Consider the following 24,241-nt stretch of genomic DNA (forward strand, 5'->3'; position numbering starts at 1 on the left):
GACCTAGCGTACTGACGCGCGTCACTAACGCGCATCAGTAGGCTTCGCTCGTTCCGCGGTGCAGGAAAGGCGGCCATGGCCGACAGCAAGACCGCTCCACGACCCACGGGAGAACCGGCCCGTTTCGGTGTGCGCCACACGCTCGTACTGATGGCGGCAACGCGCAGGCCGAGATCGCGATCCACTTCCGCACCACGCAGCTCACCGGGTTCTGGATGGTGGCCGGCTGCTGCGCGGCCGGGACGCTGCTGGTGCTGCTGACCTCGAAGGCCAGAAGACTCGACGAGGTCGAAGCGGGCCCGGTCCCTGTCCGACGGCCGCACGAGCCCGTTGTCCGGGGGAGCCGGCGCCGCCTCGGCGGAGCCGGCCGGTCCGGCGGTGAAGAATCCCGAAAAAGTAAGGAAGTTCCCTTGATCCGCGTTTCCTTCAACGACGGCTGGCAGGCCAGGCCGAAGGTCAACCCCTTCGCCGAGATGAGTGGTCACTCGGTCCCTTACCGGCCGGTGACCGTGCCCCACGACGCGATGCTCGGTCAGGAGCGCGTCGCGCCCGGCGGCGACGGCGGCTCGGAGAGCGGCGCGGGTGCCTACTTCCCCGGCGGGACCTTCGAGTACCGCAAGACCTTCCATGTGCCCGAGGAGTACCGGGGCCGGCGGATCGTCCTGGAGTTCGAGGGCGTTTACCGTGACGCCACCGTCCACATCAATGGCGACTACGCCGGCCAACGCCCCTTCGGGTACTCGCAGTTCCTCATCGACGCCGATCGCTTCCTGCGGTTCGGCGAGGACAACGAGATCCGTGTCGAGGCCCGCAGCCACCGGGACTCCCGCTGGTACACCGGAGCGGGGATCTACCGCGACACCTGGCTGCTCGTCGGCGGCCCGGTCCGGATCTCTCCCGACGGCGTCCGGGTCACCACTCCCGCCATCGAGCCGGAGCTGGCGGTGGCCGAGGTCGCGACCAGGGTCGAGAACGACTCGCTCGCGATCCGGACCGTCGACGTACACACCGAGATCCGTGACGGCGCCGGGGCGTTGGTCGCGAGCGACGTATCGAGGATCACCGTGCTGCCCGGTGAGCCCGCGCTCTGCCGCCAGCGCCTCTACCTCGACGACCCGGACCTGTGGAGCACGGACTCACCCGCCCTGTACGGCTGCGGCGTACGGCTGACGGACGACGAAGGCGACGTGGACACCGAGACCGTCGGCTTCGGCATCCGCTCGCTGAGCCTCGACCCGCGCCGCGGCCTCCGTATCAACGGCGAGACCGTGAAGCTGCGCGGCGCGTGCGTTCATCACGACAACGGGGTCCTGGGCGCGGCGACCTTCGCCCGCGCCGAGGAACGCCGTGTCGAGATCCTCAAGGACGCCGGCTTCAACGCGATCCGCATGTCCCACAACCCCATGAGCAGGGCGATGCTGGACGCCTGCGACCGGCTCGGCATGCTGGTCGTGGACGAGGCGTTCGACGTGTGGACCTCCGGCAAGAGCGAGTTCGACTACAGCCTGAGCTTCCCCGAGTGGTGGGAGCGCGACATCGAGGCGATGGTCGCCAAGGACTTCAACCACCCCAGCGTCATCCTCTACTCGATCGGCAACGAGATCCCCGAGACCGGCTCGGCCGTCGGCGCCGCGCAGGGTCGCGCCCTCGCCGAGAAGGTGCGCTCGCTGGACCGCACCCGCTACGTCACCAACGCGGTCAACGGGATGCTGGCCGTCATGGCCGAGCTGTCCAAGATGCGGCAGCCGGCGGAGGAGAGCACCGAGGAGACGGCCGGTCAGCAGGCCGACGAGGGCGCCGGCATCAACACCCTCATGGCCGATCCCGGGGAGATGATGAACGCGATCAGCTCCTCCGAACTGGTCTCGCAGCGCACCGCCGAGTCCTTCGCCCTGCTGGACGTCGCCGGCATGAACTACGCCGAGAGCCGTTACGCCCTGGACAAGGACCTCTTCCCCAACCGGATCATCCTGGGTACGGAGACCTTCCCGACCCGCATCGACGGCAACTGGCGGCTGGTCGAGCAGTACGGCCATGTCATCGGCGACTTCACCTGGACCGGCTGGGACTACCTGGGCGAGGTCGGCATCGGCCGGCCGCAGTACCTCAACCCCGACACCCCCCGGCCCGCCTTCGTCGCCCCGTATCCGTATCTGGTGGCGGGCTGCGGCGACATCGACATCACCGGGCACCGGCGCCCCGCCTCCTACTACCGCGAGATCGTCTTCGGCCGGCGCGCCGAACCGTATCTGGCCGTCCGGCGTCCGGAGCGTTACGGACAGACCGTCGCCTCGACGCCCTGGGCCTGGAGCGACACCGTCGCCGGCTGGACCTGGCCCGGCTTCGAGAACGAACCGGTCACCGTCGAGGTCTACAGCGACGCCGACGAAGTGGAGCTGCTCCTCAACGGCCGCTCCCTCGGGCGCCGGCCGACCGGCCCGGACCACCGCTTCCGTACCGCGTTCGACACCGTCCACGAGCCCGGCGAACTCCTCGCCATCGCCTACCGGGACGGCGCCGAGACCGGTCGAACCGCTCTGCGCTCCGCCACGGGCCCGGTGGTGCTGCGCGCCGAGGCCGACCGGCCGGTGATCACGGCCGGGGGCGGTGATCTCGCGTACGTCACCCTCAGCCTGACCGACACCACCGGCACCCTCCACACGGCCGCCGACCGGCCGGTGAGCGTCGAGGTCACCGGCGACGGCGTTCTCGTCGGCTTCGGGAGCGCGGATCCCTCGACCGAGGAACGGTTCGACGCGAAGGAACGCCACACCTACCAGGGCCGCGTCCTCGCCGTCGTCCGCCCGACCGGACCGGGCGGGATCCGTCTCACCGCCGCCGCCGCGGGGTGCGAACCGGCCGAAGTCATGGTCACGGTCACCGACGCCGCCACCGTCGATGCCGACGTCGAGTAGACCGCCGGACGACAACGCGCCCCCGTAGTGAAGGTGACGTCATGAGCAACACTCCCATCATCTCCGGATTCCATCCCGACCCCTCCATCTGCCGTGCGGGCGAGGACTTCTACCTCGTCACCTCGTCGTTCGAGTACCTCCCCGGTGTGCCGGTGTTCCACAGCCGGGACCTGCTGCGCTGGGAGCAGATCGGGAACGTGCTCGACCGCGAGGACCAGCTCGACCTTTCCTCGGGGCAGGGCAGCGGGGGCGTCTTCGCGCCGACCCTGCGCCACCACGGCGGACGGTTCTGGATGGTCACGACGAACATCGCGGATGTCCGCGGAGGACATCTCATCGTGAGCGCCGAGGACCCCGCCGGGCCCTGGAGCACCCCCGTGCGCACCCCCGGCGCGGTGGGCATCGATCCGGACCTCGCCTGGGATCTCGACGGCACCTGTTATCTCACCTGGGCGTCCGGGCGGCCCGGGAGCCCGATCCTTCAGGTGGCGATCGATCCGGGCACCGGTGTGCCGCTGTCCGAACCCGTGGCGCTGTGGAGCGGCACCGGCATGGCCCACCCGGAAGCCCCCCATCTCTACCACCGCGGTGGCTGGTGGTATCTGCTCATCGCCGAGGGCGGCACCGAGCGGGGGCATTCGGTGTCGGTGGCACGTTCCCGGTCCATCACCGGCCCCTTCGCGGGCAATCCGGCCAACCCGGTTCTCACTCACCGGAGTTCGGGCCATCCGGTGCAGAACACCGGACACGCGGACCTCGTCGAACTCCCCTCGGGGGAGTGGGCCGCGGTCCATCTCGGCGTACGGCCGCGTGGCGCCACTCCCGGGTTCCACGTCAACGGAAGGGAGACGTTCCTCGCCGCCGTCCGCTGGGAGGACGACTGGCCGGTGTTCGACGAGGAGCACCACAAGGTGCCGGAATCCGGCAGTGGTTTCCGGGACGGCTTCACCGCTCCGGCCCTGCACCCGCGCTGGATCTCGCCGGGCATCCACCCCGCGCGGTTCGCGGTCCCCGCGGAGGGCGGCGGTGTGAGCCTCGCACCTGCCCCGCCGGGGTCCGGCGCCCGGCATCTGCTGGGAGTGCGTACCAAGGACGCGGAGTGGGAGGCGAGCGCCGTCGTGGGCGGCGGCGACGTACGCCTGGTGCTGCGCATCGACGACACCCACTGGGCCGCCGTCGAGAAGCGCGGCGCCTCCCTCGTCGCCCGCGTGGTCATCGGCGGACTCGACCACGTACTCGCTGACGTGCCGCGGCCCGGACACAGCGCGGTGACGCTCTGCGTCCGCGCCGTCGAACCGAAGCCAGGGTCCCCGTACGCGGGTGGCCCCGACCTGATCGAGCTCGGCCACCTGGACGAAGGGGAGTTCCGGCGGCTGGCCCAGGTCGACGGGCGCTACTTCTCGACCGAGGTCGCCGGCGGCTTCACGGGCCGCGTCGTCGGCGTCGAGCCCCTGGCCGGTACGCGGGTGGTACGGAGCTTCCGCTACCGCCCGGGACGCGACGAGGGAGTGCCGGGCGGCGACGGCCGGCACGAGAGCCCCACCGTACGGCCCTGACCTCGGCGGCCCCGGCAACTCCGGCGCCCGGGACGCACGGATCCCGGGCGCCGGTCGAAGTCATCGTCACCCTCGCCCTCACACAGGAGAGCCTCATGTCCATGTCCACCCCGTCCTGGGGCCCCGAAGCCATCTCGGAACTCGTCGCCAAGCTGACGCTGGAACAGAAGATCGCGCAGCTGACCGGCTTCGGCGTGGCGGAGATCTTCGTCCGGGGGGCCGATGACGCCGCGGCCCCCACCCCCGATCCGGGGCTCGTTCCCGTGCTGCGTCCGCACGGTGTGGGGCATCTGTCGATGGCGTGGTTCCTCGGGTACGACGCGGAGAGCCTGCGCGAGGACCTCGCGAACATCCAGGAAGCCGTCCGGGAGACCTCGCCGTTCGGCATCGGGGCCCTGGTCCACAACGAGGGCATCAACGGGTTCCTGCATGTGTCGGGCTCGCAGTTCCCCACCGCCTGGGCGCAGGCCGCGACCTGGGATCCCGCTCTGGTCGAGCGGGCCGCGTCGGTGACGTCGGCGCACATGCGCCACTCCGGCGTCCAGCTGCTGTTCTCACCGGTCATGGACATCAACCGCGACCCCCGGTGGGGCCGGGTGCACGAGACCTACGGCGAGGACCCGGAGCTGGCGGCCCGGTTCTCGGTGTCGTTCGTCCGCGGTGTTCAGGGCGCGGACCAGGAGAACGGTGTCCTGGCGACCGGCAAACACTTCCTGGGCTACGGCGCCTCGGAAGCCGGCCTCAACACCGCGATCACCCAACTCGGCAGGCGGGCGCTGACCGACGAGTACGCCGAGCCGTTCCGCCGGGCGATCGCCGAGGCCGGGCTAGAGGTCGTCATGAACTCCTACAACGAGATCGACGGCGTCCCGGCCGCCGCCGACAGCTGGCTGCTGACCGAACTCCTGCGCGGCGCGCTCGGCTTCGACGGCCTGGTCGTCAGCGACTACGACGCCGTGAATCTGCTGCGTGTCGCCTACCGCACCGCCGTCACCGAGGGCGACGCCGCCCGGCAGGCGATCACGGCGGGCCTGGACGTCGAACTGCCCGGCGCCGTGAACTTCCCGGCGCTCGTCGACGAGGTGGCGAGCGGACGGCTCGACGAGCGCGTCATCGACACCGCCGTCGCCAGGGTCCTGACGACCAAGGCCCGGGTCGGGCTGATCCCCGCCTTCACCCCGGCCCCGCGCCCCACGTCGCCCGCTGCCGCGCTCCCGGACCCCGGGGAGGCCGCCGGGATCCGGCGGTCGATCGCGGAGCGCGGCATGGTGCTGCTCGCGAACGACGGCGTCCTGCCACTGACGCCCGGCGCGCGGCGTATCGTCGTCGTCGGTCCGGCGGCCGACGAGCTGCGGATCCACTTCGCCGCCTACACCTCGGTGGCCGCACGCGAGATGCCGATCGGGATGCGCGCCGTCCAGGAAGGCAAGGTCGCCGGTGTGGATCCGAAGACCTTCGTCTTCACCGACATCTTCCAGACCAGGATCCCCGGCCTCGATCCCGTCTTCGAGGACCGGACCAGGCAGGTGCACCCCGACGCGCTCACCGTCCTCGACGCGCTGCGCCGGCTCGACCCGGCGGTCGCGTACGCGCCGCTGGGCCGGTTCGCCGCAGACTCCGGCGACGCCCTGGACCCGGCGGTGCTGCACCGCGCCGTCGAGGACGCGGACCTGGTCGTCGCCGTCGTCGGCGAACGTACGGGATGGGTGGGCGCCAACACCGCCGGGGAGGGCCAGTCAACGGCCGCGCCGGTACTGCCCGGAGACCAGGAGGAGCTCCTCGCACGGCTCGCCGCGACCGGAAAGCCGCTGGTGACCGTGGTCGTGTCCGGCCGCCCCCTGCTCCTTGAGCCCGTGGCCCGCGCCTCCAACGCCGTCCTGCTCGCACCGCTGCTGGGCGAGGAGGCGGGCCCGGCCATCGCCTCGGCGCTCTTCGGCGAGGTCAATCCGAGCGGCAAGCTGCCGAGCACGTTCCCCCGGCATCTCGGGCAGCTGCCCCTCTACCACGGTCACCACCACGGCAGCGGATACGGCCACCCGACCGGGACCCGCCACGGCTACGGGGACCTCGAACAGCAGGGCCCGCTCTACGCGTTCGGCCACGGCCTGTCCTACACGTCCTTCACCCTCGACCTCGACCCCGACGGAGACGGCCAGGAGGGGCCGGCCGTGGAAGTGGCCGACGGTACGGTACGGGCCCGCGTCCGTGTGACCAACACCGGCCGGACCGACGGCGAGACGGTGGTCCAGCTGTACGCGCGCGACGAGGCCGCGTCCGTCGTCCGCCCGGTCCGGCAGCTGATCCAGTTCCGGCGGATCGCCCTGGTCGCGGGCGAGAGCCGCCGGATCGTCCTGGAGGCTCCGGTCGAACGGCTCCACTACACACTGCCCGACGGCCGCCGCGGCATCGAGGCGGGCGAGGTCACCCTGCTCGCCGGGTTCGCCGGCGACGACATCCGGTGCGAAGCGACGGTCACGGTCGACGACGGCGTCGCCTCCGCCCGGTAGCCGACCGGCGTACGAAAGGCACCCGGAAGGCACCCGGAAGGCACACGAAAGGCGCTCAGGCGGACGCGCGCTCCACGAGCCGCGGGCCGACGTCCTCGGAGGGGATCCGGGGCGCGCTGCCCGTCAGCCCGGCCACGATCGTGGCCGCCTGGCGCTTGCTCAGTTCGGCCAGGGCGAACGAGAAGGTCGTGAGCGGAGGGACCGTCAGGCGGGCGGTGGGGATGTCGTCCATCCCGATGACGGCGAGGTCGTCGGGGGCGGCGAGACCGTGCGTCCGCATGCCCGCCAGGACCGCGATCGCCGTCTCGTCGTTGAAGGCGCACACCCCGGTGACGGACCGCGCCGTCCACTCGGTCACCGCCCGGGCCGCGGTCGCGGTCTCCAGGTCCGTACTCGCGACGACGGGCGGGTCGATCCCGGCCTCGGCGCACGCTTCGGTCGCGCCGTACAGACGGTCCTCGGCCATCGCGTGCAGCCCCCGGTTGAGGGGCATCGCGTAGCCGATGCGCCGGTGTCCCCGGCCGATCAGGTACTCCGCCTGGAGACGGCCGACCGAACGCATCGCGGGCGCGTCGTCCGTCCGGAACGGGAACACGAACGCGGCGCCCGCGCTGTGGAGGGCCCGTGTGGTGTCGCGGTCGAACGGCTCGAACCCGATCACCGCCGAGGCGTTGACGGTCGCGCACACGGCCGGCAACGGCCGTGCCTGCGCTCCCGACAGATGCGTGACCAGCGTCAGTCCGTGCTCCGCCAGCGCGGTCGCGAGCTCCTCGATGAACCTGCTGATGCCCGCGCCGATGGGCATCGCGGGGAGGGAGAGCAGGACGATGTCGCTACGGCCGGCGGCGAGGGCGCGCGCGGAGGAGTGCGGCTGGTATTCGAGGCTCCGGGCGGCTTCGAGGACCCGGCGCCTGGTCTCCTCGGGGATCGTCTGGCCGGGCTTGTCGTTGAGGACGAAGCTCACGGTGGTTCGGGAGACACCGGCGACGCGGGCGACATCAGCGCTGGTGGCGCGCTTGGCGGGTCGGTCCATGGCCCTCTCGCAGCAGGGGGGACGCGGGTCTTGCTGACGGTCGCACCATGGTAACGGCTGCCCTTGACGCGCCGCGGCCCCGGGTGAGAGAGGATCGGCCGAACCGTTCGGGGAGGATCTTGATGAACATCACCTTGAAAGTGGCCGCGGAGCCGTCCGCCGCCGCACTGCTGCTGCGGCCTTGGCACGACGGCGACATCGAAGCGCTGATCGAGGCGTATCTCGATCCCGTACTGCGTCGCTGGACAAGGCTCCCGGTGGAGAGTGTCGAGGACGCGAGGGAGTGGCTGGAACTTCAGAGGCGCGGCTGGGAGACCGGAGAACGGCTGGGCTTCGCCGTGCACGAGGACGGGTCGGGTACCGGTGAAGGCCGGTTGGCCGGCAACGTGGCCATGAAGCGGACCGGTGCGGGCCGGGAGTCCGCGGAGGTCGGCTACTGGACGGCCGCCCATGCCAGGGGCCGGGGAGTGGCGCCCCGCGCGCTGCGTGCCCTCACCGGCTGGGCCTTCGACACCTTCGCGGGTGAGGGTCTTGAGCGTCTCGACCTGCTTCACCAGGTGGACAATCCCGCCTCGTGCCGCGTCGCGGAGAAGACCGGATACGTGTTCCACCGGGTCCTTCCCGCCCAGCCGCCCTTCCCCAGGGACGGCCATCTGCATGTACGAAGGGCCGGCGCGCGGGTCTGAGGCGGTGCGCGTCAGGAGGCCCGCCTTCGTACGGCCGGGCGGGGATCCGGTCGTGCGGGCGCCGCCGCGTATCTTCGTTCCGGTGGCACTCCGTGCCCCAGGGAGAACGACATGGAACGAGGAGCACGATGGATCCCCTCCCCACGGCCGCCGCCCCGGCCGTCGTCCCGCTGCTGGAGGACTTCTCCCTGGAGATGACGGGCAAGGACACCCCGGCGCTCGAAGAGGCCCGCGCGTTCATTCCGGCCGGCACCCGGATCAATGTCACCTTCCTCGGCAACGAGGACCCGGGCCTGCGGCTGGCCGCCGCCCGGGCCGCCCTGCGGTACGGGTACACCCCCGTCCCGCATCTGTCGGCCCGCCGGCTGCGCTCCCGGGCGGAGCTGGAGGGGATCCTCGCGGCACTGCGCTCCGACGGCACGGCCGACAACGTCTTCGTCGTCGGCGGCGACCCCACCACACCCCACGGCCCCTACGACGACTCCCTCGCGCTCATCCGCTCCGGGCTCCTGCGGACGTACGGCGTACGGCACGTCGGCATCAGCGGCTACCCCGAGGGGCACCCGGCCATCGCCGGCCCGGCGCTCTGGTCGGCGATGACCGAGAAGACGGCGGCCCTCGCGGAACAGGGGCTCTCCGGCGATGTGATCACCCAGTTCGGCTTCGCCGCGGCACCGGTCCTGACCTGGGTCGAGGCCGTACGCGCCCGAGGCATCGACGCACCGGTGCGCATCGGGGTGCCCGGCCCGGCAGGCGTCAAGCGGCTGATGGCGTACGCGGCACGCTTCGGCGTCGGCACCAGCACGTCCATCGCGAGGAAATACGGATTCTCGCTCACCAACCTGATGGGCACCGCCGGCCCCGACCGCTTCCTCCACGACCTGGCGAGCGGCTACGACACACGCCGCCACGGCGTACTCAAGCTGCACTTCTACACCTTCGGCGGACTCCGGGCCACCTCGCGGTGGATCGCCGACTTCCGCGCGTGACACTCACTCAGGTGGCTCCCGCCTCGCCCGACTCCTGGCGGGGGCGCAGTGGCAGTGTGCAGGTCACCTCGAAACCGCCTCCCGCGCGGGGGCCGGCGTGCAGGGTCCCACCGGCCGACTGGGCGCGCTCCCGCATGCCGATGAGGCCGAAACCACGTCCCGGGGCGGGTGTGTTCGCGGTGCCGCCGCCCTCGTTGGTGACCGTCAGGGTCAACCGGTCGGAGTGGTAGGCGAGACGGACGCGGGCGGCCCGGGTGGCGGAGTGTTTCGTGACATTGGTCAGCGCCTCCTGCACGATCCGGTACGCGTTCAGGTCCACACCGGTGGGCAGCGGCCGGGGACCGCCCTCGACGGCGGTGGTGACGGAGAGGCCCGCGGCGGTGAACGCCGCGACCAGGTCGTCGAGTTGACCGAGTCCGGGCGCCGGCCCCAGCGGTGGGTCCGCCTCGTTGTCCTGACGCAGCAGCCCGACGGTGGCCTTCATCTCGACCAGCGCCGACGCGGTGGTCTCCGCCAGGCTTTCCAGCATGCCGCGTGCCTGGTCAGGACGGGTCGCCAGGAGGTGTACGGCCGTGCCGGCCTGGGCGTTGGCCAGGGCCAGGTGGTGGGCGACGACGTCATGCAGTTCGCGGGCGATGCGCATCCGCTCCTGCGCCACCCGGTGGCGCGCCTCCTCCTCGCGGGTCCGCTCGGCGTGCTCGGCGCGGGCACGCAGCGCCGCGAGGTACGCCCGTCGCAGCTGGACGGCGCTGCCCAGGACCGCGGGCAGGAACACCCAGGCGATGGGGTTGACGGTCGTGAGCAGCAGGTTGTGGCTGATCGGATCGGCGAACAGAGCCGTGACGATCAGCGCCGCGAGGGTCACGAGGGCGCAGACGCGGGTGGTCCTGCGGTCGGTGCGCAGACCGACCGAGTAGAGCGCCACGATGAGCGGAGTCTGGGACAGGGGAGTGAGGAGATACCCCAGCGAGCCCTCGACCACGGCGCAGAGCGCGGCGACCACCACGACGGCGAGCGGATGAGCGCGACGCCGGAGCAGGGCGGCACAGGGGACGGCGGAGAGCAGCACCGCGGGCAGGACCGGAAGGTGCCTGCCGAAGACAGAGCCCGTGAGCGTACTGCCGGCGACCGAGACCATGAACAGCACCACGACCATCGTGATGTCCGTACCGCGGGGATGCGACGCCGCGAGGCGCTGCCAGGGGGTGCTCATCTCGCTCATTCCGTCCACCCGGCCGACGATAACGGAGGGTGATCATCCCACGGCTTCGTGATAGCCTCTCACGAGAGTAAGAATATATTGTCGATGGCGCGCGGATCACGGAAGGCGGCAGGTCATGGCGGATTCTGGCACGGAGACCCCTCGCGAGCGCTACCGCGCCCAGGTACGCGGGGAGGTCAAGGAACGCGCGTGGGAGCAGATCGCCACGGCGGGAGCGTCCGCGCTCTCCCTCAACGCGATCGCCAAGCGGATGGGCATGAGCGGGCCCGCGCTCTACCGGTACTTCGCGGGCCGCGACGAGCTGATCACCGAGCTGATCAGGGACGCGTACCGAAGCCTCGCGGACACCTTCCGGGTGGCCGCCGAGCCCGGCGCCGACGTGGCCGTGCTGGCCCACGCCCTGCGCGGCTGGGCGCTGGCGGACCCGCACCGCTACTTCCTCATCTACGGCACCCCCGTCCCCGGCTACCACGCGCCCGCCGATATCACCGCGATCGCCTCCGAGATCATGGCGACCCTGCTCGACGCCTGCGCCGCGCTCACCCCGGACGCTTCCGCGACGCCGTTCGACTCCCACCTCGACACCCACCGGAAGTGGGCGGACGGGAGCCCCGCACCCACCCCGGCCGTCCACCGGGCCCTGACCTTCTGGACCCGGCTGCACGGCGTCCTGTCCCTCGAACTCGCGGGCCATTTCAACGGGATGGGCTTCGACCCAGGGCTGCTCTTCGCCGCCGAGCTGGACGATCTGATCGCCGCGGGCGCGGGGTGAGACGCGCCGGTTCAACGGGGGGACGCGTCGATCCGTACGTGATCGCTCCCGCCGTCGGAGAGGAACGACGCCAGCTCGCTTGCCTGTTCGGCGACTTCGGCGCGGTCGGCGGGGGAGAGCCGGCGCAGCGGGGTGACGATCACGGTGCCGTCCCTGACGGTCCAGGTCGCGGCGGCCCTGCCGTCGACCAGGACGACACGCGCGCCGGTGACCGACAGGCCCCGGTGGGCGTCGTCGATGATCCGCCCGCGGTCGTGGTAGCCGAGGATCGCGTTGTCGAACGCCGGCAGGAACCGTACCGGGGCGGGCGTGTCAGGGTCGGGGCGCGGCCCGTCGGGCAGGTCGAGCAGCAGGCGGCCCCGCTCGTCGCGGAAAGCGACCAGTTCGTCGCGGACCGCGGCCACCGCGGCCGGCAGCCCGGCCAGACCGCACCAGGCGCGCAGATCGGCCGTGGCGGCCGGGCCGTACGCGGCCAGATAGCGCCGTACCAGCGCCTGGCCCACCGGATCGGCGCCGTCGGGGGAGAGCGGGGCGATCTCGCGGCCCAGCCAGGACGAGAGCATGACGTTGCGCACGCCCGCCCTCGTCCGCCAGAGCCCGCGCGGGGGCAGCTGCACCATCGGGACCAGGGCGGCGACCAGCATTTCCCCCAGCGCCCGCGCTCCCGGGACCGGCTCCTGCGCCTGCCCCGGCCCCTGTGTCCGCCCCCGCTCCGGTCCCGGGACCGGCCCCCTCGCGCCGAGTGCCCGCGTCAGCTCGGTCATCGAGCGGGGTTGGCCGTCGGCCATGACCGCCCGGCCCGCCGCGGCGAGCGCGTCGAGATCCGTCCCGGCGAGCTCGCCGCGGTAGGTGCCGAGCACCCGCTGCCGCAGCATGGCGTCGTGGCGGGCCCGCCAGGCCAGCGCGTCCTCGGCGGTGACGAGGTGGACGGTGCGCCGCATGAGATGCGTCCGCACCACGCGCCGCCCGACGAGCAGCCCGGAGAGCACCGCCGGGTCGAACGCCCGCAGCCGCGACCAGAGCCCGACGAACGGCTCCTGCGGTTCCTGCGCCTGCAGACCGCCGAGGTGAGCGACCGCGTCGAGGACCGGAAGGCCGACGCGGTCGAGCAGCAACTGCCGCGCTAGCGTGGCCCGGTTGAGCGCCCGGGTACCGAGAACGGTCGTCCGGCTCATGCCGTGGCCCGGCCCGGCTCGCGTGTCTTCACGGTGATGCGATTCCCTTCGGCCTCGGGTCTGCGGCCTTTGGTCGGCGGTCGGCGGGCTGCGGTCTGGGGCTGGGTCTGCGGGATGGTGAGGGCCGCTCGGGTCAGGTCGACTTCTGGCCGTCGAGCGTCTCGCGCAGGATCTCCGCGTGCCCGGTGTGCTGGGCGGTCTCGGCGATGACATGGATCAGTACCCGGCGCACGCTGTACTCCGCTCCCGGCTCGTTCCAGGGCGCCTCCGGCAGCGGATGCGTCGCCGACAGGTCCGGTACGGAGGCGATGATCTCCTCGCTCCGGGCGGCGACCCGCTCGTACCGCGCGAGGATCCCGGCCAGCGTCTCGCCGGGAGCCATGCGGAAGTCGCTCTCGCGGTCGATCGCCCACTGCGGGAACTCGCGTGCGGTGCCGGCCATGAAGTCGGCCCAGGTGACGCCCTCGGGCAGGTCGAAGCTCATCGCCGACGGGCCGTCGACCGCGAAGCGCAGCCATGCCTCCTCGACGGACGCGACATGCTTGATCAGCCCGCCCAGGCACAGCGCGCTGACCGTCGGGCGCTCGCCCATCTGCTCGTCGCCGAGTCCACGGACGGTGGCGGTCAGGGTGGCCCGCGCGGTCGCGAGCTCGTTGAGCAGGTCGGTCCGCTCGGCGTCGAGCGCGGCGGGGGGAGTAGTCGTGCTGGTCATGGTGATCGGCCTTCCGGTCGTTGTGCTTCTCCGGTGCGGATTCCCCCGGTACGGGTTCCTCCGCTACGGACAACAGTCACAGCGGTAGCGGCCAGGATGTGGCCGCTACTCGGCGCGACAATGGATCCATGCCGAAGACCTCAGCACGACTGCTCTCCCTGCTCTCGCTGCTCCAGGCGCGCCGGGACTGGCCCGGGGCGCTCCTGGCGGAGCGGCTGGACATCAGCCCGCGCACCGTACGCCGCGATGTCGACCGGCTGCGCGAACTCGGCTATCCCGTCGTGGCCTTCAAGGGGCCCGACGGCGGATACCGGCTCGACGCCGGCGCCGACCTGCCGCCGCTGCTGTTCGACGACGAGCAGGCCGTCGCCCTGGCCGTCGCACTCCAGATCGCCACCACCACCGGTGCCGGTATCGAGGAGGCCGCCGTGCGCGCCCTGACCACCGTCCGGCAGGTCATGCCCGCACGGCTGCGCCACCGGATCGACACCTTCCGCGTCACCGCCGTGGACGGGCCCGGGGACCGTACGCGCCCGCAGGCCGACAGCGGCGTACTCATGGCACTCGGTGCCGCCGTACACGCCCGCGAGGAGCTGCGCTTCGACTACGCCTCCGTGAACCCACCGGGCGCGGACGACGACAACGTGCGGACCGGGCCGCGCCGGACACAGCCGCACCACCTCGTCACCTGGGGAGCACGCTGGTACCTCGTTGCCTGGGACCTCGACCGGGACGACTGGCGCGTCTTCCGCGCCGACCGCGTCACCCCGCGTATCCCCACCGGGCCCCGCTTCACTCCGCGCGAACTGCCGGGAGGGGACGTGGCGGCCTTCGTGACCAGCAGATTCCAGGGATCCACTGGCTGGCCCTGCCGTGGCGAGGTGATCCTCGACCTGCCCGCAGCCGTCGTGTCCCGCTACGCCCGCGACGGGCTCGTCGAGGAGCTGGGCCCCGACCGCTGCCGCCTCGTCCTCGGTTCGTGGTCATGGCCCGGTCTGGCCGCCGCCATCGGCAGGTACGACGCCGACATCGAGGTCGTCGGACCCGTCGAACTCAAGGACGCTTTCGCACACTTGGCCCGCCGCTACGCCAACGCCGCGTCCGGGTGACCCGTACGCCCGCCGTGGTCGCCCGCCGCGGTCGGGCACCGTCCGGCGTGGCTCCGATGACGGCGGCGGTGTGGTCATGGGTTCGCCAAATTTTCCGTCGCGCGGCGGACACTCCGTCATGGCGGCCCGCGCGGTGAGGAATCCGTCCCGGTCGGCGAACCGTCGTGGACAGCGCGCTCCCTCCCGGCCGTACCGGTGTTTCAGCAGGTCGGAGCCGGTGCGACGGCCGGTGTGACAGGGGTGCGACATCGGTGCGCGGCGGCCGGGACGGGGTCCTGACCGGCCGTTCCCGGCCCGTTCCCCGCCCGCTTCGGACGCGTCCGTCTCGTCACCGTCCGACGGTATTTGTGCGACGCCTCAGGGGCGGCCGGCGGAGCGGTCCGCGAAGCTTCTCGCGATCAACGCCGAACAAGACGGCCTCCGCGTACGTATGGGACGGGCAAGCAAGCAGGACGTGCGCGATGACGGATGAAGGACGGGCGAGATGACCACAGACACCAGAAGCGAGCGGGCATGGCGGGCACGGAAGAGCATCGCGATGCTCGCGTGCGGCGCGCTGGCCGCGGGAGGGCTCACAGCCGTCGGTGTGGCGGCACTGGCGCCGGGCACGGCGAACGCTTCCAGTCACCGTGAGGCGCCGCTGATCTCCGGGCAGCCGCAGCTCGACAACACGGACGTGTACGCGTTCGTCAGCCCCGACAGCCCCAACACCACCACGATCATCGCGAACTGGCTGCCCTTCCAGGAGCCGGCCGGGGGCCCGAACTTCTTCCCGTTCGCCAAGGACGCCCGTTACGACATCCACATCGACAACGACGGTGACGCCAAGGACGACCTGATCTACCGGTACACGTTCAACGACCACCGGAAGAACGAACACACCTTCCTGTACAACACCGGTGTGGTGAAGAGCCTGTACGACGACACCCTCAACTTCACCCAGACGTACAACATCGAGCTGATCCAGCTGAAGCACGGCAAGGAGGTCTCGACGTACCAGCTGGCGAAGAACGTGCCGGTCGCCCCCTCGAACGTCGGCAAGGCGTCCATGCCGCACTACCAGACCCTGCGCGACCAGGCGGTCAAGCACCTCAACGGCGGCGTCAAGACCTTCGCCGGCCAGGCCGACGACTCGTTCTTCCTCGACCTGCGCGTCTTCGACCTGCTCTACGGCGCCGACCTCTCGGAGGTCGGGAACGACACGCTCAAGGGCTACAACGTCAACACGATCGCCCTCCAGGTGCCGACCTCCCAGATCCGCCAGTCGAAGAAGCAGCCGATCGTCGGTATCTACTCGACCACCTCCCGCCAGAACGCCTACGGCGACTGGACCCAGGTGTCGCGCCTCGGTATGCCGCTGGTCAACGAGGTCGTCAACCCGCTCAAGGACAAGGACAAGTTCAACGCGTCCTCGCCCGAGAACGACGCGGACTTCCTGAAGAACGTCACCGAGCCCGAGCTGCCCAAGCTCATCGAGGGGATCTACAAGATCAAGGCCCCCGCCGAGCCGCGCAACGACCTCGTGTCGGTGTTCCTGACCGGTGTCAAGGACCTCAACCAGCCCCCGAACGTGACACCTTCGGAGATGCTGCGCCTCAACACCTCCATCAAGCCGGTCAAGAACCCCAAGCGGCTCGGTGTGCTCGACGGTGACAACGCGGGCTTCCCGAACGGACGCCGGCTCACCGACGACGTCATCGACATCGCCCTCCAGGTCGTCGAGGGCGCGCTCCTCGGCGAGAAGGTCGACCTGAGCGACGGCGTGGACGCCAACGACAAGGACTTCGAGAAGAAGTTCCCGTACGTGGCCCTGCCCCACTCCGGCTCGGACCCCCGCAGCGGTGGCGCCGAGACCAAGTCGTCCGGCCTCAGCGGCTCCATGACCTCGTTCGCCGCGTCGTGGAACAACGACACACTGATGATGGTCTCGGCGGCCTCCGGTGCCGCGGTGGCGCTGCTGGTCGGCGGCGGCATGGTCTGGCTGCGCTCGCGTCGCCGCGCCGGCAGCGGTTCCTGGATGAACTGACCACTTCCGTCAGGCAGTACAGCAGTACAGCAGTAGGGCAGTAGAGCAGTAGCGCAACACAGCAGTAAAGCAACACGGCAGTACGGCGAGACGGTGGTACGGCGGTACCTCCGCGCCCCGCCGGCCCGGCAGCGTTATCCGGTCCCCCCCCCACGACGCTGCCGGGCCGCCCCCTGAGAACACACCCCGAGAGCACACCGGGAACACACCGAGGAAGGCGAGACTGATGCTCGTACGGAAGCCGCGGCTCGCCCGCCGGACCGAGGGCGCACCAGGCCCGGAGCCACGGCCGGAGTCGCGCCCGGAGCGACGTCCTCGCCGGCGCGTCGCGGCGGTCGTGGCACTGGCCGTCGGGCTCACCGCCACCTCGGTGGTCATCGGCGCGGGCGGCGGACCGGACAGCTCCTCGACGGCCTCCTCCGCGCCGCTCGCGGCGGGCGCCCCCGTCGAGCGGCTGGGGACCGGGGACCTCGCACAGGGCATCGACAGCCTGCAGAAACACCTCAAGGCACAGCCCAAGGACGCCACCGGGTGGGCGACCCTGGGCGCCGCCTATGTGGAGCAGGCGCGCACCAGCGGCGACCCGACGCGCTATCCGCAGGCGGAGAAGGCGTTCACCCGCTCGCTGAAGCTGCGCCCCGCCGACGAGAACGACATCGCGCTCGCCGGCCGGGCGGCGCTGGCCGCCGCCCGCCATGACTTCACCACCGCGCTGAGCGCCTCGGACCAGGCGCTGCGCGTCAACCCGTACAGCGAACGCGCGCTCTCCAGCCGCGTCGACGCGCTCGTCGAACTCGGCCGCTACAAGGAGGCGGAGCGCGCGGTGCGCCTCGCCGACCAGCGCCGCCCCGGCATCCCCGTCTTCACCCGGTACGCGTACGTGGCGGAGCTGCGCGGCGACGTCGCGGGCGCGCGCCGCGTGCTGCTGCGGGCGGCGGACTCCGCGTACAGCACCGCGGATGTGGCGTACGTCGCCACCGCGCTCGGCCAACTGGCCTGGAGCCAGGGGCAGTACAGCAGGGCGCTGGGCCACTACGCGACCGCGCTGCGCGCCGACCCGGACTATCTGCCGGCGCTGGAGGGCCGCGGCCGTACCTACGCCGCGCAGGGCAGCGACAAGCGCGCGCTGCGCGACCTCGACGAGGTCGTACGGCGCTTCCCGCTGCCGGGACAGCTCGCCGCGCTCGGCGAACTGCGCGAGGCGGGCGGCGAGAAGGAGCAGGCGGCCGAGAACTACGACCTCGTCGCTACGTGGACCAGGCTGGCCCGCGCCAACGGCGTCGCCACCGACCTGGAGTCCGCCCTCATCGAGGCCGACCACGGAGACGCGGCCGAGGCCCTGAAGGCGGCGCGCGCCGAGTGGTCCCGGCGAGAGAGTGTGCACACGGCGGACGCGCTCGGCTGGGCGCTGTACGCGAGCGGCAAGCACCGCGAGGCGCTGACCTACGCGAAGAAGGCGACCGCCGCGTCCCCCGGCTACCGCAACGCGTCGTTCCTCTTCCACCGGGGCATGATCGAGCACGCCCTCGGCGACGAACGGGCCGCGCGCCGCGATCTGCGCGCCGCGCTCGCCCTGAACCCGGGCTTCTCGCCCACCGGCGCGCGCGACGCCAGGGCCGCGCTGGCCGAACTGTCCGGCGACACCGACAAGACCCGGGAGGAATCGTGAGAGCCCGCCGTACCGCCGCCTCCGCGTTCGCCGTGCTGGTGGCGGGGACCGCGCTGGCGCTGCTGCCCGCCCAGGCGGCGCAGGCGCACCCGCTCGGGAACTTCAGTGTCAACCAGTACGACGGTCTCGTGGTCGCGCCCGGCGAACTGCGCGTCGACCACGTGGAGGACCTGGCCGAGATCCCGGCGGCCCAGGAGCGCAAGCGCATCGACACCGACAAGGACGACCGGCTCTCGGCGGCCGAGCTGTCGGCCTGGGCCGGCGCGCGCTGCGCCACGGCGGCGAAGGACGCCCGGCTCACCGTGGACGGGGGCGCGGCCATCGCCGTCTCCGCAGACGGCGCGAAGGCGGAAGTCCGGCCGGGCCAGGCCGGGTTGGACACCCTGCGGGTGACCTGCGAGCTGACCGCGAAGCTGCCGGAGGCGGAGCGGCTGCGGCTCGCGTACCGCCCGGCGGGCATCGGCGCGGGCGAGGGATGGCGGGAGATCACCGCTCGCGGCGACCTCATGACGGTCGACGGCTCCGACGTGCCCGAGGAGTCCACCTCGCGGCGGCTGACCGCCTACCCGGACGATCTGCTCTCCTCGCCGCCCGCCCTCCGGTCGGCCGCCTTCGAGGCCCGGACCGGTGGTCCGGCGCTGACCACGGGGGAGAACGAACAGAGCGGCTCTCCGGTGGCCGGCGTACTGCCGCGCGGCGCGGACCGCTGGGCGCAGGCCCTGACCGGGCTGGTGGCCAGGCACGAACTGACCGTCGGCTTCGCGGCCCTCGCGCTCGGCGCGTCCGTCCTGCTGGGCGCGATGCACGCGCTGGCCCCCGGACACGGCAAGACCATGATGGCCGCCGCCGCCACGGCGGGCGGCCGCAACTCCCTGCGGGACGTACTGGCCCTCGGCGCCTCGGTGACGATGACGCACACGATGGGCGTCTTCGCCCTCGGCGCCCTGATCACCGCAGGTTCGGCGGCGGCGCCCACGGTGGTGTCCTGGCTGGGCATCGCGAGCGGCGCGCTGGTCATGATCGCGGGTGTGCTGCTGCTGCGGCGGGCGTGGCGGCAGCGCCACCACCCCCATGGACACAGCCACAGTCACGGCGACGGTCATGGGCACAGCCACGGGCACGGTCACGGTCACGAGCACGGGCATCAGCGCGACGAGGAGCGGGTGCCGGTTCTCGCCACCGCCACCGCCCACGAGCACGGTCATGCGCACGCCGAGGCTTCCGTGGCCACCCTGACGGCAGACCCCCGGCACGAGTCCGCGCCGGAACACACGCACCACACGCACGGCCCCGCCAAGAGCCACGGCCATGACCACGGCGACGACAGTGGGCACGGGCACGACCACGGGCACGACCACGGGCACGACCACGGCCACGGACACGACCATGGTCACGGCCACTCCCACCTCCCGCCCGCCCCCGGCCTGCGCGGCATCATCCTGCTCGGCTTCGCCGGTGGTCTCGTCCCCAGCCCCTCCGCCGTCGTCGTCCTCGTCGGCGCGGCGGCCCTCGGCCAGGCGTGGTTCGGGTTCCTGCTGGTCGTGGCGTACGGAGTCGGACTGGCGCTCACCCTCGCGGGCGCCGGCTTCGCGGTGGTACGGCTGCGCGACACCACGACCCGCAGGCTCGCCGCCAGGCCGCGCGGCCGGTTCGTGACGCTGGCCCAGCGGCTGGCCCCGCTCAGTACGGCGGCCGTGGTCCTCTTCCTCGGCTGCGGACTGCTGCTCCGGGGACTGGTCACCGCCGTGGGCTGACACATTGAAACGAAACGGGCCGATTCCCGTACTAGCTCGTGAAGTTCGCGGCTCGAAGACCGGAGGAACCGATCCATGCGCTCCAGGCAACGCCCCCGTCCGGTGAGGGCGCTGGCCTGCGTGCTCGCCTTGCTGTCGCTGTGTGTCTCGGCCTGCGCGGGGCCCGGCGGCGTCGCCGAGGCCGGCTCCCCCGGCACGGGCGGGGCGCGGAGCTGGCAGGAGGGCGGCTGGCGGGACTGGGATCCGTCGCAGTGGGTGCGTGAGGCCGCCGACTTCATCAACCCGGTGATCGACGGGCTCTGGAAGCCGGACCGCATGCGCCGGGGCATCAGCCAGGACCAGCCGGTGAACGGGGACATCGGCGAGCAGGGCGTGTCCGACCCCGAGCCGTCCCCGGTCTTCGCCGAACCGGTCTCCGCCCCGTACAGCGAGAACGCCCCGACGGTCGGCAAGCTCTTCTTCGACACCCCCGACGGCCCCTCGGTGTGCTCCGCGACCGTGGTGGCGGACCCGGCCAACCCCGGCGCCTCGAGTCTGGTCTGGACGGCGGGCCACTGCGTGCACTCCGGCGCGAGCGGCGGCTGGCTGCGCAACATCGTCTTCGTCCCCTCCTACAACGACCAGGCCCTGGCGAACACGGCCTTCCGCGGCCAGGCCGGGAACAACGACAACGTCGCGCCCTTCGGTATCTGGTGGGCCGACTGGGCGCAGACGTCGCCGCAGTGGATCGAGCGGGGCGGCCCGAGGGGCGGGAAGGGCGCGCCGTACGACTTCGCCGTACTGCACGTCAAGCCGCCGTCCGGGACCGACGCGACGGTCTCCCTGGAAGAGACCGTCGGCGGCGCCGCGGGGATCAAGTTCGACGCGCCCGCGGCCACCGGCATCTCCTCGATGGGCATTTGGGGCTATCCGGCGGAGACGCCCTTCGACGGTGAGCGCATGTTCACCTGCCAGGGCAACCCGGGACGGCTCTCCATCAGGTCGGACGAGCCCTCGCTCTACCGGATCGGCTGCACCATGACCGGCGGTGCCTCGGGCGGCGGCTGGTTCGTCCAGGACGCGAACGGTGTGCCCGTACTGGTCAGCAACACGTCCATCGGCCCGAGCGCGAAGACCTGGCTCGCGGGGCCCCGGTTCGGCTCGGTGGCGAAGGAGATCTACACGTCGATGAGTGACAAGTTCGCCTGACGGGGCGGTGGTCAGCCGCGGAGGGCCGGCAGGATCACCGCGTCGATGTAGTCGCAGAGGAAGCCGCGGTCGGCCGGCCGCCGCTCGATCAGCGGATGCGAGATGACCGCGCCGAGCATCAGGTGCGGGATATACGCCAATGCGGGCTTGTCCGCGGGGAATTCACCCCGATCGATGGCACGGGCCAGTAGTGTGTTCAGCCCGCTCAGCTCGGGATCGATGAACAGGTCCCGCAGCGCCCGGGAGAGATCGGGTGCGTCGTGGGCGGCCTGGAGCAGCCCCCGCATCAGCGCGGAGTCCCGCTCCATCCGCCCGTCGCCCATCCGCCCCACCAGCGCGTGGAAGTCCCCGCGCAGGGAGCCGGTGTCGATGTCGACGGCCGTGACCGGTGTGGTGTGCCGCAACGCCTTGACGACCAGGTCCGGTTTGGTGCCCCACTGGCGGTAGAGGGTGGCCTTGCTGGAGTGCGTACGGGCGGCCACGGCGTCCATGGTGAGCGCCCCGTAGCCGACCTCCCGCAGCAGGTCGAGGACCGCCTCGTACAGCTCCGCCTCGCGCTCCGGGGTGAGCCTGCTGCGCCGCGCCCGCGGTGGGGCCGGCACGTCCGGTGGGGCCGGAGCGTCGGGCGTGACCGGTGTGGCCGGTGGGGGAGCGTCCGGTGTCGCGCTCCGGGTCGCGGCTGCCATCGTCGGCCTCCCTCTCCGGCCCTGGGTACGGGCGTACTGGTTCCTCACCCAGAACCGTAACTCAGTAACGCTCAATGGGAAACCGTATCGGCGGTGGCTTGCGGCTCCGCCTTCTCCCGCGTGTCCGGTTCGGTGCCGCCGCCCCGTCGTCCGGTGTGGTGGAAGAGGAGATTCAGCAGGAAGGCGGTGAGGGTCGCGCTCGTGATCGCGCTGCCCGCGATGATCTGGAACCAGGAGGGGAAGGCGTGGTAGATCGTCGGGGCGGCGACGGGGACCATGCCGACGCCGATCGAGACCGCGACGATCAGCAGGTTGTTCGTGCCCTCGAAGCGCACCTTGCGCAGGGTGTTGACGCCCACGGCGGTGACGGTCGCGAACATGACCAGACCCGCGCCGCCGATCACGGGCCCCGGCAGGGACGCGACGATCTCGCCGAGCTTCGGGACCAGGCCGAGCAGGACCAGTACGCCACCGGCGACGGCGGCGACGTACCGGCTGCGTATCCCGGTGATCCCGACCAGCCCGACGTTCTGCGCGAAGACGGTGTCGGGGAAGCTGTTCATGACACCGCCGAGGATGCCGGACATCCCGTCGGCGGCCAGCCCCCGGGCCAGATCGCGCGAGGTGAGCGGCCGGCCGGTCATCTCGCCGACGGCGAGCATGTCGGCGGTGGACTCGGTGAAGATCACCAGCATCACGACGCACATGGAGATGACGGCCGCGGCGGGGAACTCGGGGGCGCCGAAGTGGAACGGCGAGGTCACCCCGAACCAGTCGGCGTGGCCCACCGAGGAGAAGTCGGTCAGCCCCATCGGAATCGCCACCAGCGTCCCGCCCACCAGGCCGAGCAGCACACCGAGTTGGGCGACCAGCCCCCGGGCGAAGCGGCTTATCAGCACGATCAGCAGAACGATCCCGCCGGCCAGGGCGAGATGGCTCGGGGTGGCGTAGTCCTTGGCGGCCGGGTCGGGGCCCGCGATGAGACCGGCGGCGACCCCGATCAGCGACAGCCCGATGACGGTGATCACCGAGCCGCTGACCAGCGGCGGGAAGAACCGTACGGCGCGGGCGAACGGCACCGCGACCAGCAGCCCGAAGACCCCGGCGGCGATCATGGAGCCGTACACCGCGGGCAGCCCGTACTCGCCGGCTATCAGGATCATCGGGGTCACCGACGCGAACGTGGCCCCGGCGACCACCGGCAGGCGGACGCCGAGGATCCGCCCGATGCCGAGCGCCTGGAGCAGTGTGATCAGCCCGGCCACCAGCAGATCGGCGTTGATCAGCAGCCCGATGGTGGCGGTGTCGAGCCCGACCGCTGCACCGAAGACCAGTGGCACGGTGACACAGCCGGTGTACATCACCAGCACATGCTGGATCCCGAGCAGCCCCAGCCGGGCGGGCGGCAGCAGCTGGTCGACGGGGTGCCGTTCGGGGGGCTGTGACACGGATGCCTCCGGGGTGGGGGAGAGACGTACGGCCCGGCGGGCCCGTTCAACTTTCTGTTGAATCTGTTTCCCGTGTGTTGCGACCGCCGTACGACGGGGTTGCGCTCTTCTGCCGCGGTGTTCCGGACCAGCCCTGCCGGGTCAGCACAGCGGCGATGTCGGGCGCCTCGTAGTGGGGCCCCTTGAGCACTTTGCCGTCCGCGCGGCGGACCGGCCGGCCGTCCGGCCCCAGCTTCGTCATATTGGCCCGGTGGATTTCGGCGATCACCGCGTCGAGATCGATCCCGTGGACGAGCGCGGTCCCGTACGCGACGTACACGACATCGGCGAGTTCGTGCGCGAGCCGGTCCAACGAGCCGGTGGCCGAGGCTTCGGCGACCTCGGCCACCTCCTCCGCCAGCAGCTCCTGGCGGTGGGCTGCGAGCGCCGGATCCACCTCGGCCGGCAGAGGGCGGACATCGAGTCCGCAGGCCCGGTGGAACTCACGTACACGGTCGGCGGGGGAAGCGCTCATTCCCGGGATCGTACCGGCGGCGCGTCCCGGTCCTGAGCGGCCCCCGGTACGAGGGAGATCGCCTCCACCGGGCAGAGCGCGACCGCGTCCGCGGCGCCGGCGTCGGGGGCGTCGGCGTCCGGCCGCAGGGCGGAGCGGTGGTCGGCGGCGAGGACGAAGTGGCGCGGCGCGGTCGCCGCGCACAGCCCCGCTCCGATGCAGCGGGCCCGGTCGACCACGAGGTGTGCGGCGCGGCCGTCGCCGCCGGTGTCATCCGTACGGTCGGGGCCCGGCGTCATCC

General features: G+C 71.9%; 19 protein-coding genes. 11 read left to right on the forward strand and 8 right to left on the reverse strand.

Annotated features, from left to right (window positions below; translation table 11 throughout):
- Positions 1 to 410: 410 nt before the first annotated feature.
- From AB0389_RS12410 to AB0389_RS12420, 3 genes are all read left to right on the forward strand, one after another.
- Positions 411 to 2,915, forward strand: coding sequence for a glycoside hydrolase family 2 TIM barrel-domain containing protein (locus tag AB0389_RS12410; protein WP_366395313.1), 2,505 nt, complete (start codon positions 411 to 413; stop codon positions 2,913 to 2,915).
- 41 nt (positions 2,916 to 2,956) lie between these two features.
- Positions 2,957 to 4,471, forward strand: coding sequence for a family 43 glycosylhydrolase (locus tag AB0389_RS12415; RefSeq protein ID WP_366395314.1), 1,515 nt, complete (start codon positions 2,957 to 2,959; stop codon positions 4,469 to 4,471).
- A gap of 95 nt (positions 4,472 to 4,566) precedes the next feature.
- Complete coding sequence (locus tag AB0389_RS12420) at positions 4,567 to 6,978, forward strand: glycoside hydrolase family 3 N-terminal domain-containing protein (protein WP_366395315.1); 2,412 nt, start codon at positions 4,567 to 4,569, stop codon at positions 6,976 to 6,978.
- A gap of 55 nt (positions 6,979 to 7,033) precedes the next feature.
- On the opposite strand, the gene AB0389_RS12425 is transcribed toward AB0389_RS12420, so the two are convergent.
- Positions 7,034 to 8,011: a LacI family DNA-binding transcriptional regulator gene (locus tag AB0389_RS12425; RefSeq protein WP_366395316.1), complete on the reverse strand. Its 978-nt coding sequence runs from the start codon at positions 8,009 to 8,011 to the stop codon at positions 7,034 to 7,036.
- A 122-nt stretch (positions 8,012 to 8,133) separates the two neighbouring features.
- Between AB0389_RS12425 and AB0389_RS12430 the strand changes: the two genes are divergently transcribed.
- Positions 8,134 to 8,697 carry a GNAT family N-acetyltransferase gene (locus tag AB0389_RS12430; RefSeq protein WP_366395317.1) on the forward strand — a complete coding sequence of 188 codons (564 nt, stop codon included), beginning with the start codon at positions 8,134 to 8,136 and terminating at the stop codon, positions 8,695 to 8,697.
- A 128-nt stretch (positions 8,698 to 8,825) separates the two neighbouring features.
- On the forward strand, positions 8,826 to 9,686 hold the full coding sequence (locus AB0389_RS12435) for a methylenetetrahydrofolate reductase (protein WP_366395318.1): 861 nt from the start codon (positions 8,826 to 8,828) through the stop codon (positions 9,684 to 9,686).
- Positions 9,687 to 9,693: 7 nt separating this feature from the next.
- Here the strand turns inward: AB0389_RS12435 and AB0389_RS12440 are convergent, their stop codons facing one another.
- Entirely contained in the window at positions 9,694 to 10,908 is a 1,215-nt protein-coding gene (locus AB0389_RS12440) for a sensor histidine kinase (RefSeq protein WP_366395319.1), read from the reverse strand.
- A gap of 115 nt (positions 10,909 to 11,023) precedes the next feature.
- Here AB0389_RS12440 and AB0389_RS12445 point away from each other — a divergent pair, with 115 nt between their 5' ends.
- Positions 11,024 to 11,680: a TetR/AcrR family transcriptional regulator gene (locus tag AB0389_RS12445; protein ID WP_366395320.1), complete on the forward strand. Its 657-nt coding sequence runs from the start codon at positions 11,024 to 11,026 to the stop codon at positions 11,678 to 11,680.
- 11 nt (positions 11,681 to 11,691) lie between these two features.
- On the opposite strand, the gene AB0389_RS12450 is transcribed toward AB0389_RS12445, so the two are convergent.
- Together AB0389_RS12450 and AB0389_RS12455 are read right to left on the reverse strand one after the other, a co-directional pair.
- Positions 11,692 to 12,855: a winged helix DNA-binding domain-containing protein gene (locus AB0389_RS12450; RefSeq protein ID WP_366395321.1), complete on the reverse strand. Its 1,164-nt coding sequence runs from the start codon at positions 12,853 to 12,855 to the stop codon at positions 11,692 to 11,694.
- Positions 12,856 to 12,988: 133 nt separating this feature from the next.
- Positions 12,989 to 13,567: a DinB family protein gene (locus AB0389_RS12455; RefSeq protein ID WP_366395322.1), complete on the reverse strand. Its 579-nt coding sequence runs from the start codon at positions 13,565 to 13,567 to the stop codon at positions 12,989 to 12,991.
- Between the two features lie 128 nt (positions 13,568 to 13,695).
- On the opposite strand from AB0389_RS12455, the gene AB0389_RS12460 reads away from it, so the two are divergent.
- The 5 genes from AB0389_RS12460 (at position 13,696) to AB0389_RS12480 (ending at position 21,313) form a co-directional block, all read left to right on the forward strand.
- Entirely contained in the window at positions 13,696 to 14,676 is a 981-nt protein-coding gene (locus AB0389_RS12460; protein ID WP_366395323.1) for a WYL domain-containing protein, read from the forward strand.
- A 484-nt stretch (positions 14,677 to 15,160) separates the two neighbouring features.
- Positions 15,161 to 16,702, forward strand: a complete 1,542-nt coding sequence (locus AB0389_RS12465; RefSeq protein WP_366395324.1) for a DUF4331 domain-containing protein — start codon at positions 15,161 to 15,163, stop codon at positions 16,700 to 16,702.
- A gap of 226 nt (positions 16,703 to 16,928) precedes the next feature.
- Entirely contained in the window at positions 16,929 to 18,371 is a 1,443-nt protein-coding gene (locus AB0389_RS12470; protein ID WP_366395325.1) for a tetratricopeptide repeat protein, read from the forward strand.
- A complete protein-coding gene (locus AB0389_RS12475; RefSeq protein WP_366395326.1) occupies positions 18,368 to 20,125 on the forward strand; it encodes a nickel transporter in 1,758 nt (585 codons plus the stop codon). The genes AB0389_RS12470 and AB0389_RS12475 overlap by 4 nt, the downstream gene beginning before the upstream one ends.
- A gap of 75 nt (positions 20,126 to 20,200) precedes the next feature.
- Positions 20,201 to 21,313: a hypothetical protein gene (locus AB0389_RS12480; protein WP_366395327.1), complete on the forward strand. Its 1,113-nt coding sequence runs from the start codon at positions 20,201 to 20,203 to the stop codon at positions 21,311 to 21,313.
- A gap of 11 nt (positions 21,314 to 21,324) precedes the next feature.
- On the opposite strand, the gene AB0389_RS12485 is transcribed toward AB0389_RS12480, so the two are convergent.
- From AB0389_RS12485 to AB0389_RS12500, 4 genes are all read right to left on the reverse strand, one after another.
- Positions 21,325 to 21,999: a TetR/AcrR family transcriptional regulator gene (locus tag AB0389_RS12485; RefSeq protein ID WP_366395328.1), complete on the reverse strand. Its 675-nt coding sequence runs from the start codon at positions 21,997 to 21,999 to the stop codon at positions 21,325 to 21,327.
- A gap of 71 nt (positions 22,000 to 22,070) precedes the next feature.
- A complete protein-coding gene (locus tag AB0389_RS12490) occupies positions 22,071 to 23,447 on the reverse strand; it encodes a nucleobase:cation symporter-2 family protein (protein ID WP_366395329.1) in 1,377 nt (458 codons plus the stop codon).
- 46 nt (positions 23,448 to 23,493) lie between these two features.
- The gene (locus AB0389_RS12495; protein WP_366395330.1) at positions 23,494 to 23,961 is read right to left on the reverse strand and encodes a MazG nucleotide pyrophosphohydrolase domain-containing protein; all 468 of its coding nucleotides are present in this window, start codon (positions 23,959 to 23,961) and stop codon (positions 23,494 to 23,496) included.
- Positions 23,958 to 24,239: a ferredoxin gene (locus AB0389_RS12500; RefSeq protein ID WP_366395331.1), complete on the reverse strand. Its 282-nt coding sequence runs from the start codon at positions 24,237 to 24,239 to the stop codon at positions 23,958 to 23,960. Before AB0389_RS12500 ends, AB0389_RS12495 begins: the two co-directional genes overlap by 4 nt.
- Between the last annotated feature and the right edge of the window lie 2 nt (positions 24,240 to 24,241).

Origin of the sequence: Streptomyces sp. NPDC093109 (genome assembly GCF_040701725.1) — a bacterium.
In the GTDB taxonomy this organism is placed as follows: Bacteria; Actinomycetota; Actinomycetes; order Streptomycetales; family Streptomycetaceae; genus Streptomyces.

Bases quoted from the DNA above. Each gene is read 5' to 3' on its own strand.
- AB0389_RS12415 (WP_366395314.1), top strand. From the start codon at position 2,957: ATGAGCAACACTCCCATCATCTCCGGATTCCATCCCGACCCCTCCATC.
- AB0389_RS12420 (WP_366395315.1), top strand. From the start codon at position 4,567: ATGTCCATGTCCACCCCGTCCTGGGGCCCCGAAGCCATCTCGGAACTC.
- AB0389_RS12425 (WP_366395316.1), bottom strand. From the start codon at position 8,011: ATGGACCGACCCGCCAAGCGCGCCACCAGCGCTGATGTCGCCCGCGTC.
- AB0389_RS12430 (WP_366395317.1), top strand. From the start codon at position 8,134: ATGAACATCACCTTGAAAGTGGCCGCGGAGCCGTCCGCCGCCGCACTG.
- AB0389_RS12435 (WP_366395318.1), top strand. From the start codon at position 8,826: ATGGATCCCCTCCCCACGGCCGCCGCCCCGGCCGTCGTCCCGCTGCTG.
- AB0389_RS12440 (WP_366395319.1), bottom strand. From the start codon at position 10,908: ATGAGCGAGATGAGCACCCCCTGGCAGCGCCTCGCGGCGTCGCATCCC.
- AB0389_RS12445 (WP_366395320.1), top strand. From the start codon at position 11,024: ATGGCGGATTCTGGCACGGAGACCCCTCGCGAGCGCTACCGCGCCCAG.
- AB0389_RS12450 (WP_366395321.1), bottom strand. From the start codon at position 12,855: ATGAGCCGGACGACCGTTCTCGGTACCCGGGCGCTCAACCGGGCCACG.
- AB0389_RS12455 (WP_366395322.1), bottom strand. From the start codon at position 13,567: ATGACCAGCACGACTACTCCCCCCGCCGCGCTCGACGCCGAGCGGACC.
- AB0389_RS12460 (WP_366395323.1), top strand. From the start codon at position 13,696: ATGCCGAAGACCTCAGCACGACTGCTCTCCCTGCTCTCGCTGCTCCAG.
- AB0389_RS12465 (WP_366395324.1), top strand. From the start codon at position 15,161: ATGACCACAGACACCAGAAGCGAGCGGGCATGGCGGGCACGGAAGAGC.
- AB0389_RS12470 (WP_366395325.1), top strand. From the start codon at position 16,929: ATGCTCGTACGGAAGCCGCGGCTCGCCCGCCGGACCGAGGGCGCACCA.
- AB0389_RS12480 (WP_366395327.1), top strand. From the start codon at position 20,201: ATGCGCTCCAGGCAACGCCCCCGTCCGGTGAGGGCGCTGGCCTGCGTG.
- AB0389_RS12485 (WP_366395328.1), bottom strand. From the start codon at position 21,999: ATGGCAGCCGCGACCCGGAGCGCGACACCGGACGCTCCCCCACCGGCC.
- AB0389_RS12495 (WP_366395330.1), bottom strand. From the start codon at position 23,961: ATGAGCGCTTCCCCCGCCGACCGTGTACGTGAGTTCCACCGGGCCTGC.
- AB0389_RS12500 (WP_366395331.1), bottom strand. From the start codon at position 24,239: ATGACGCCGGGCCCCGACCGTACGGATGACACCGGCGGCGACGGCCGC.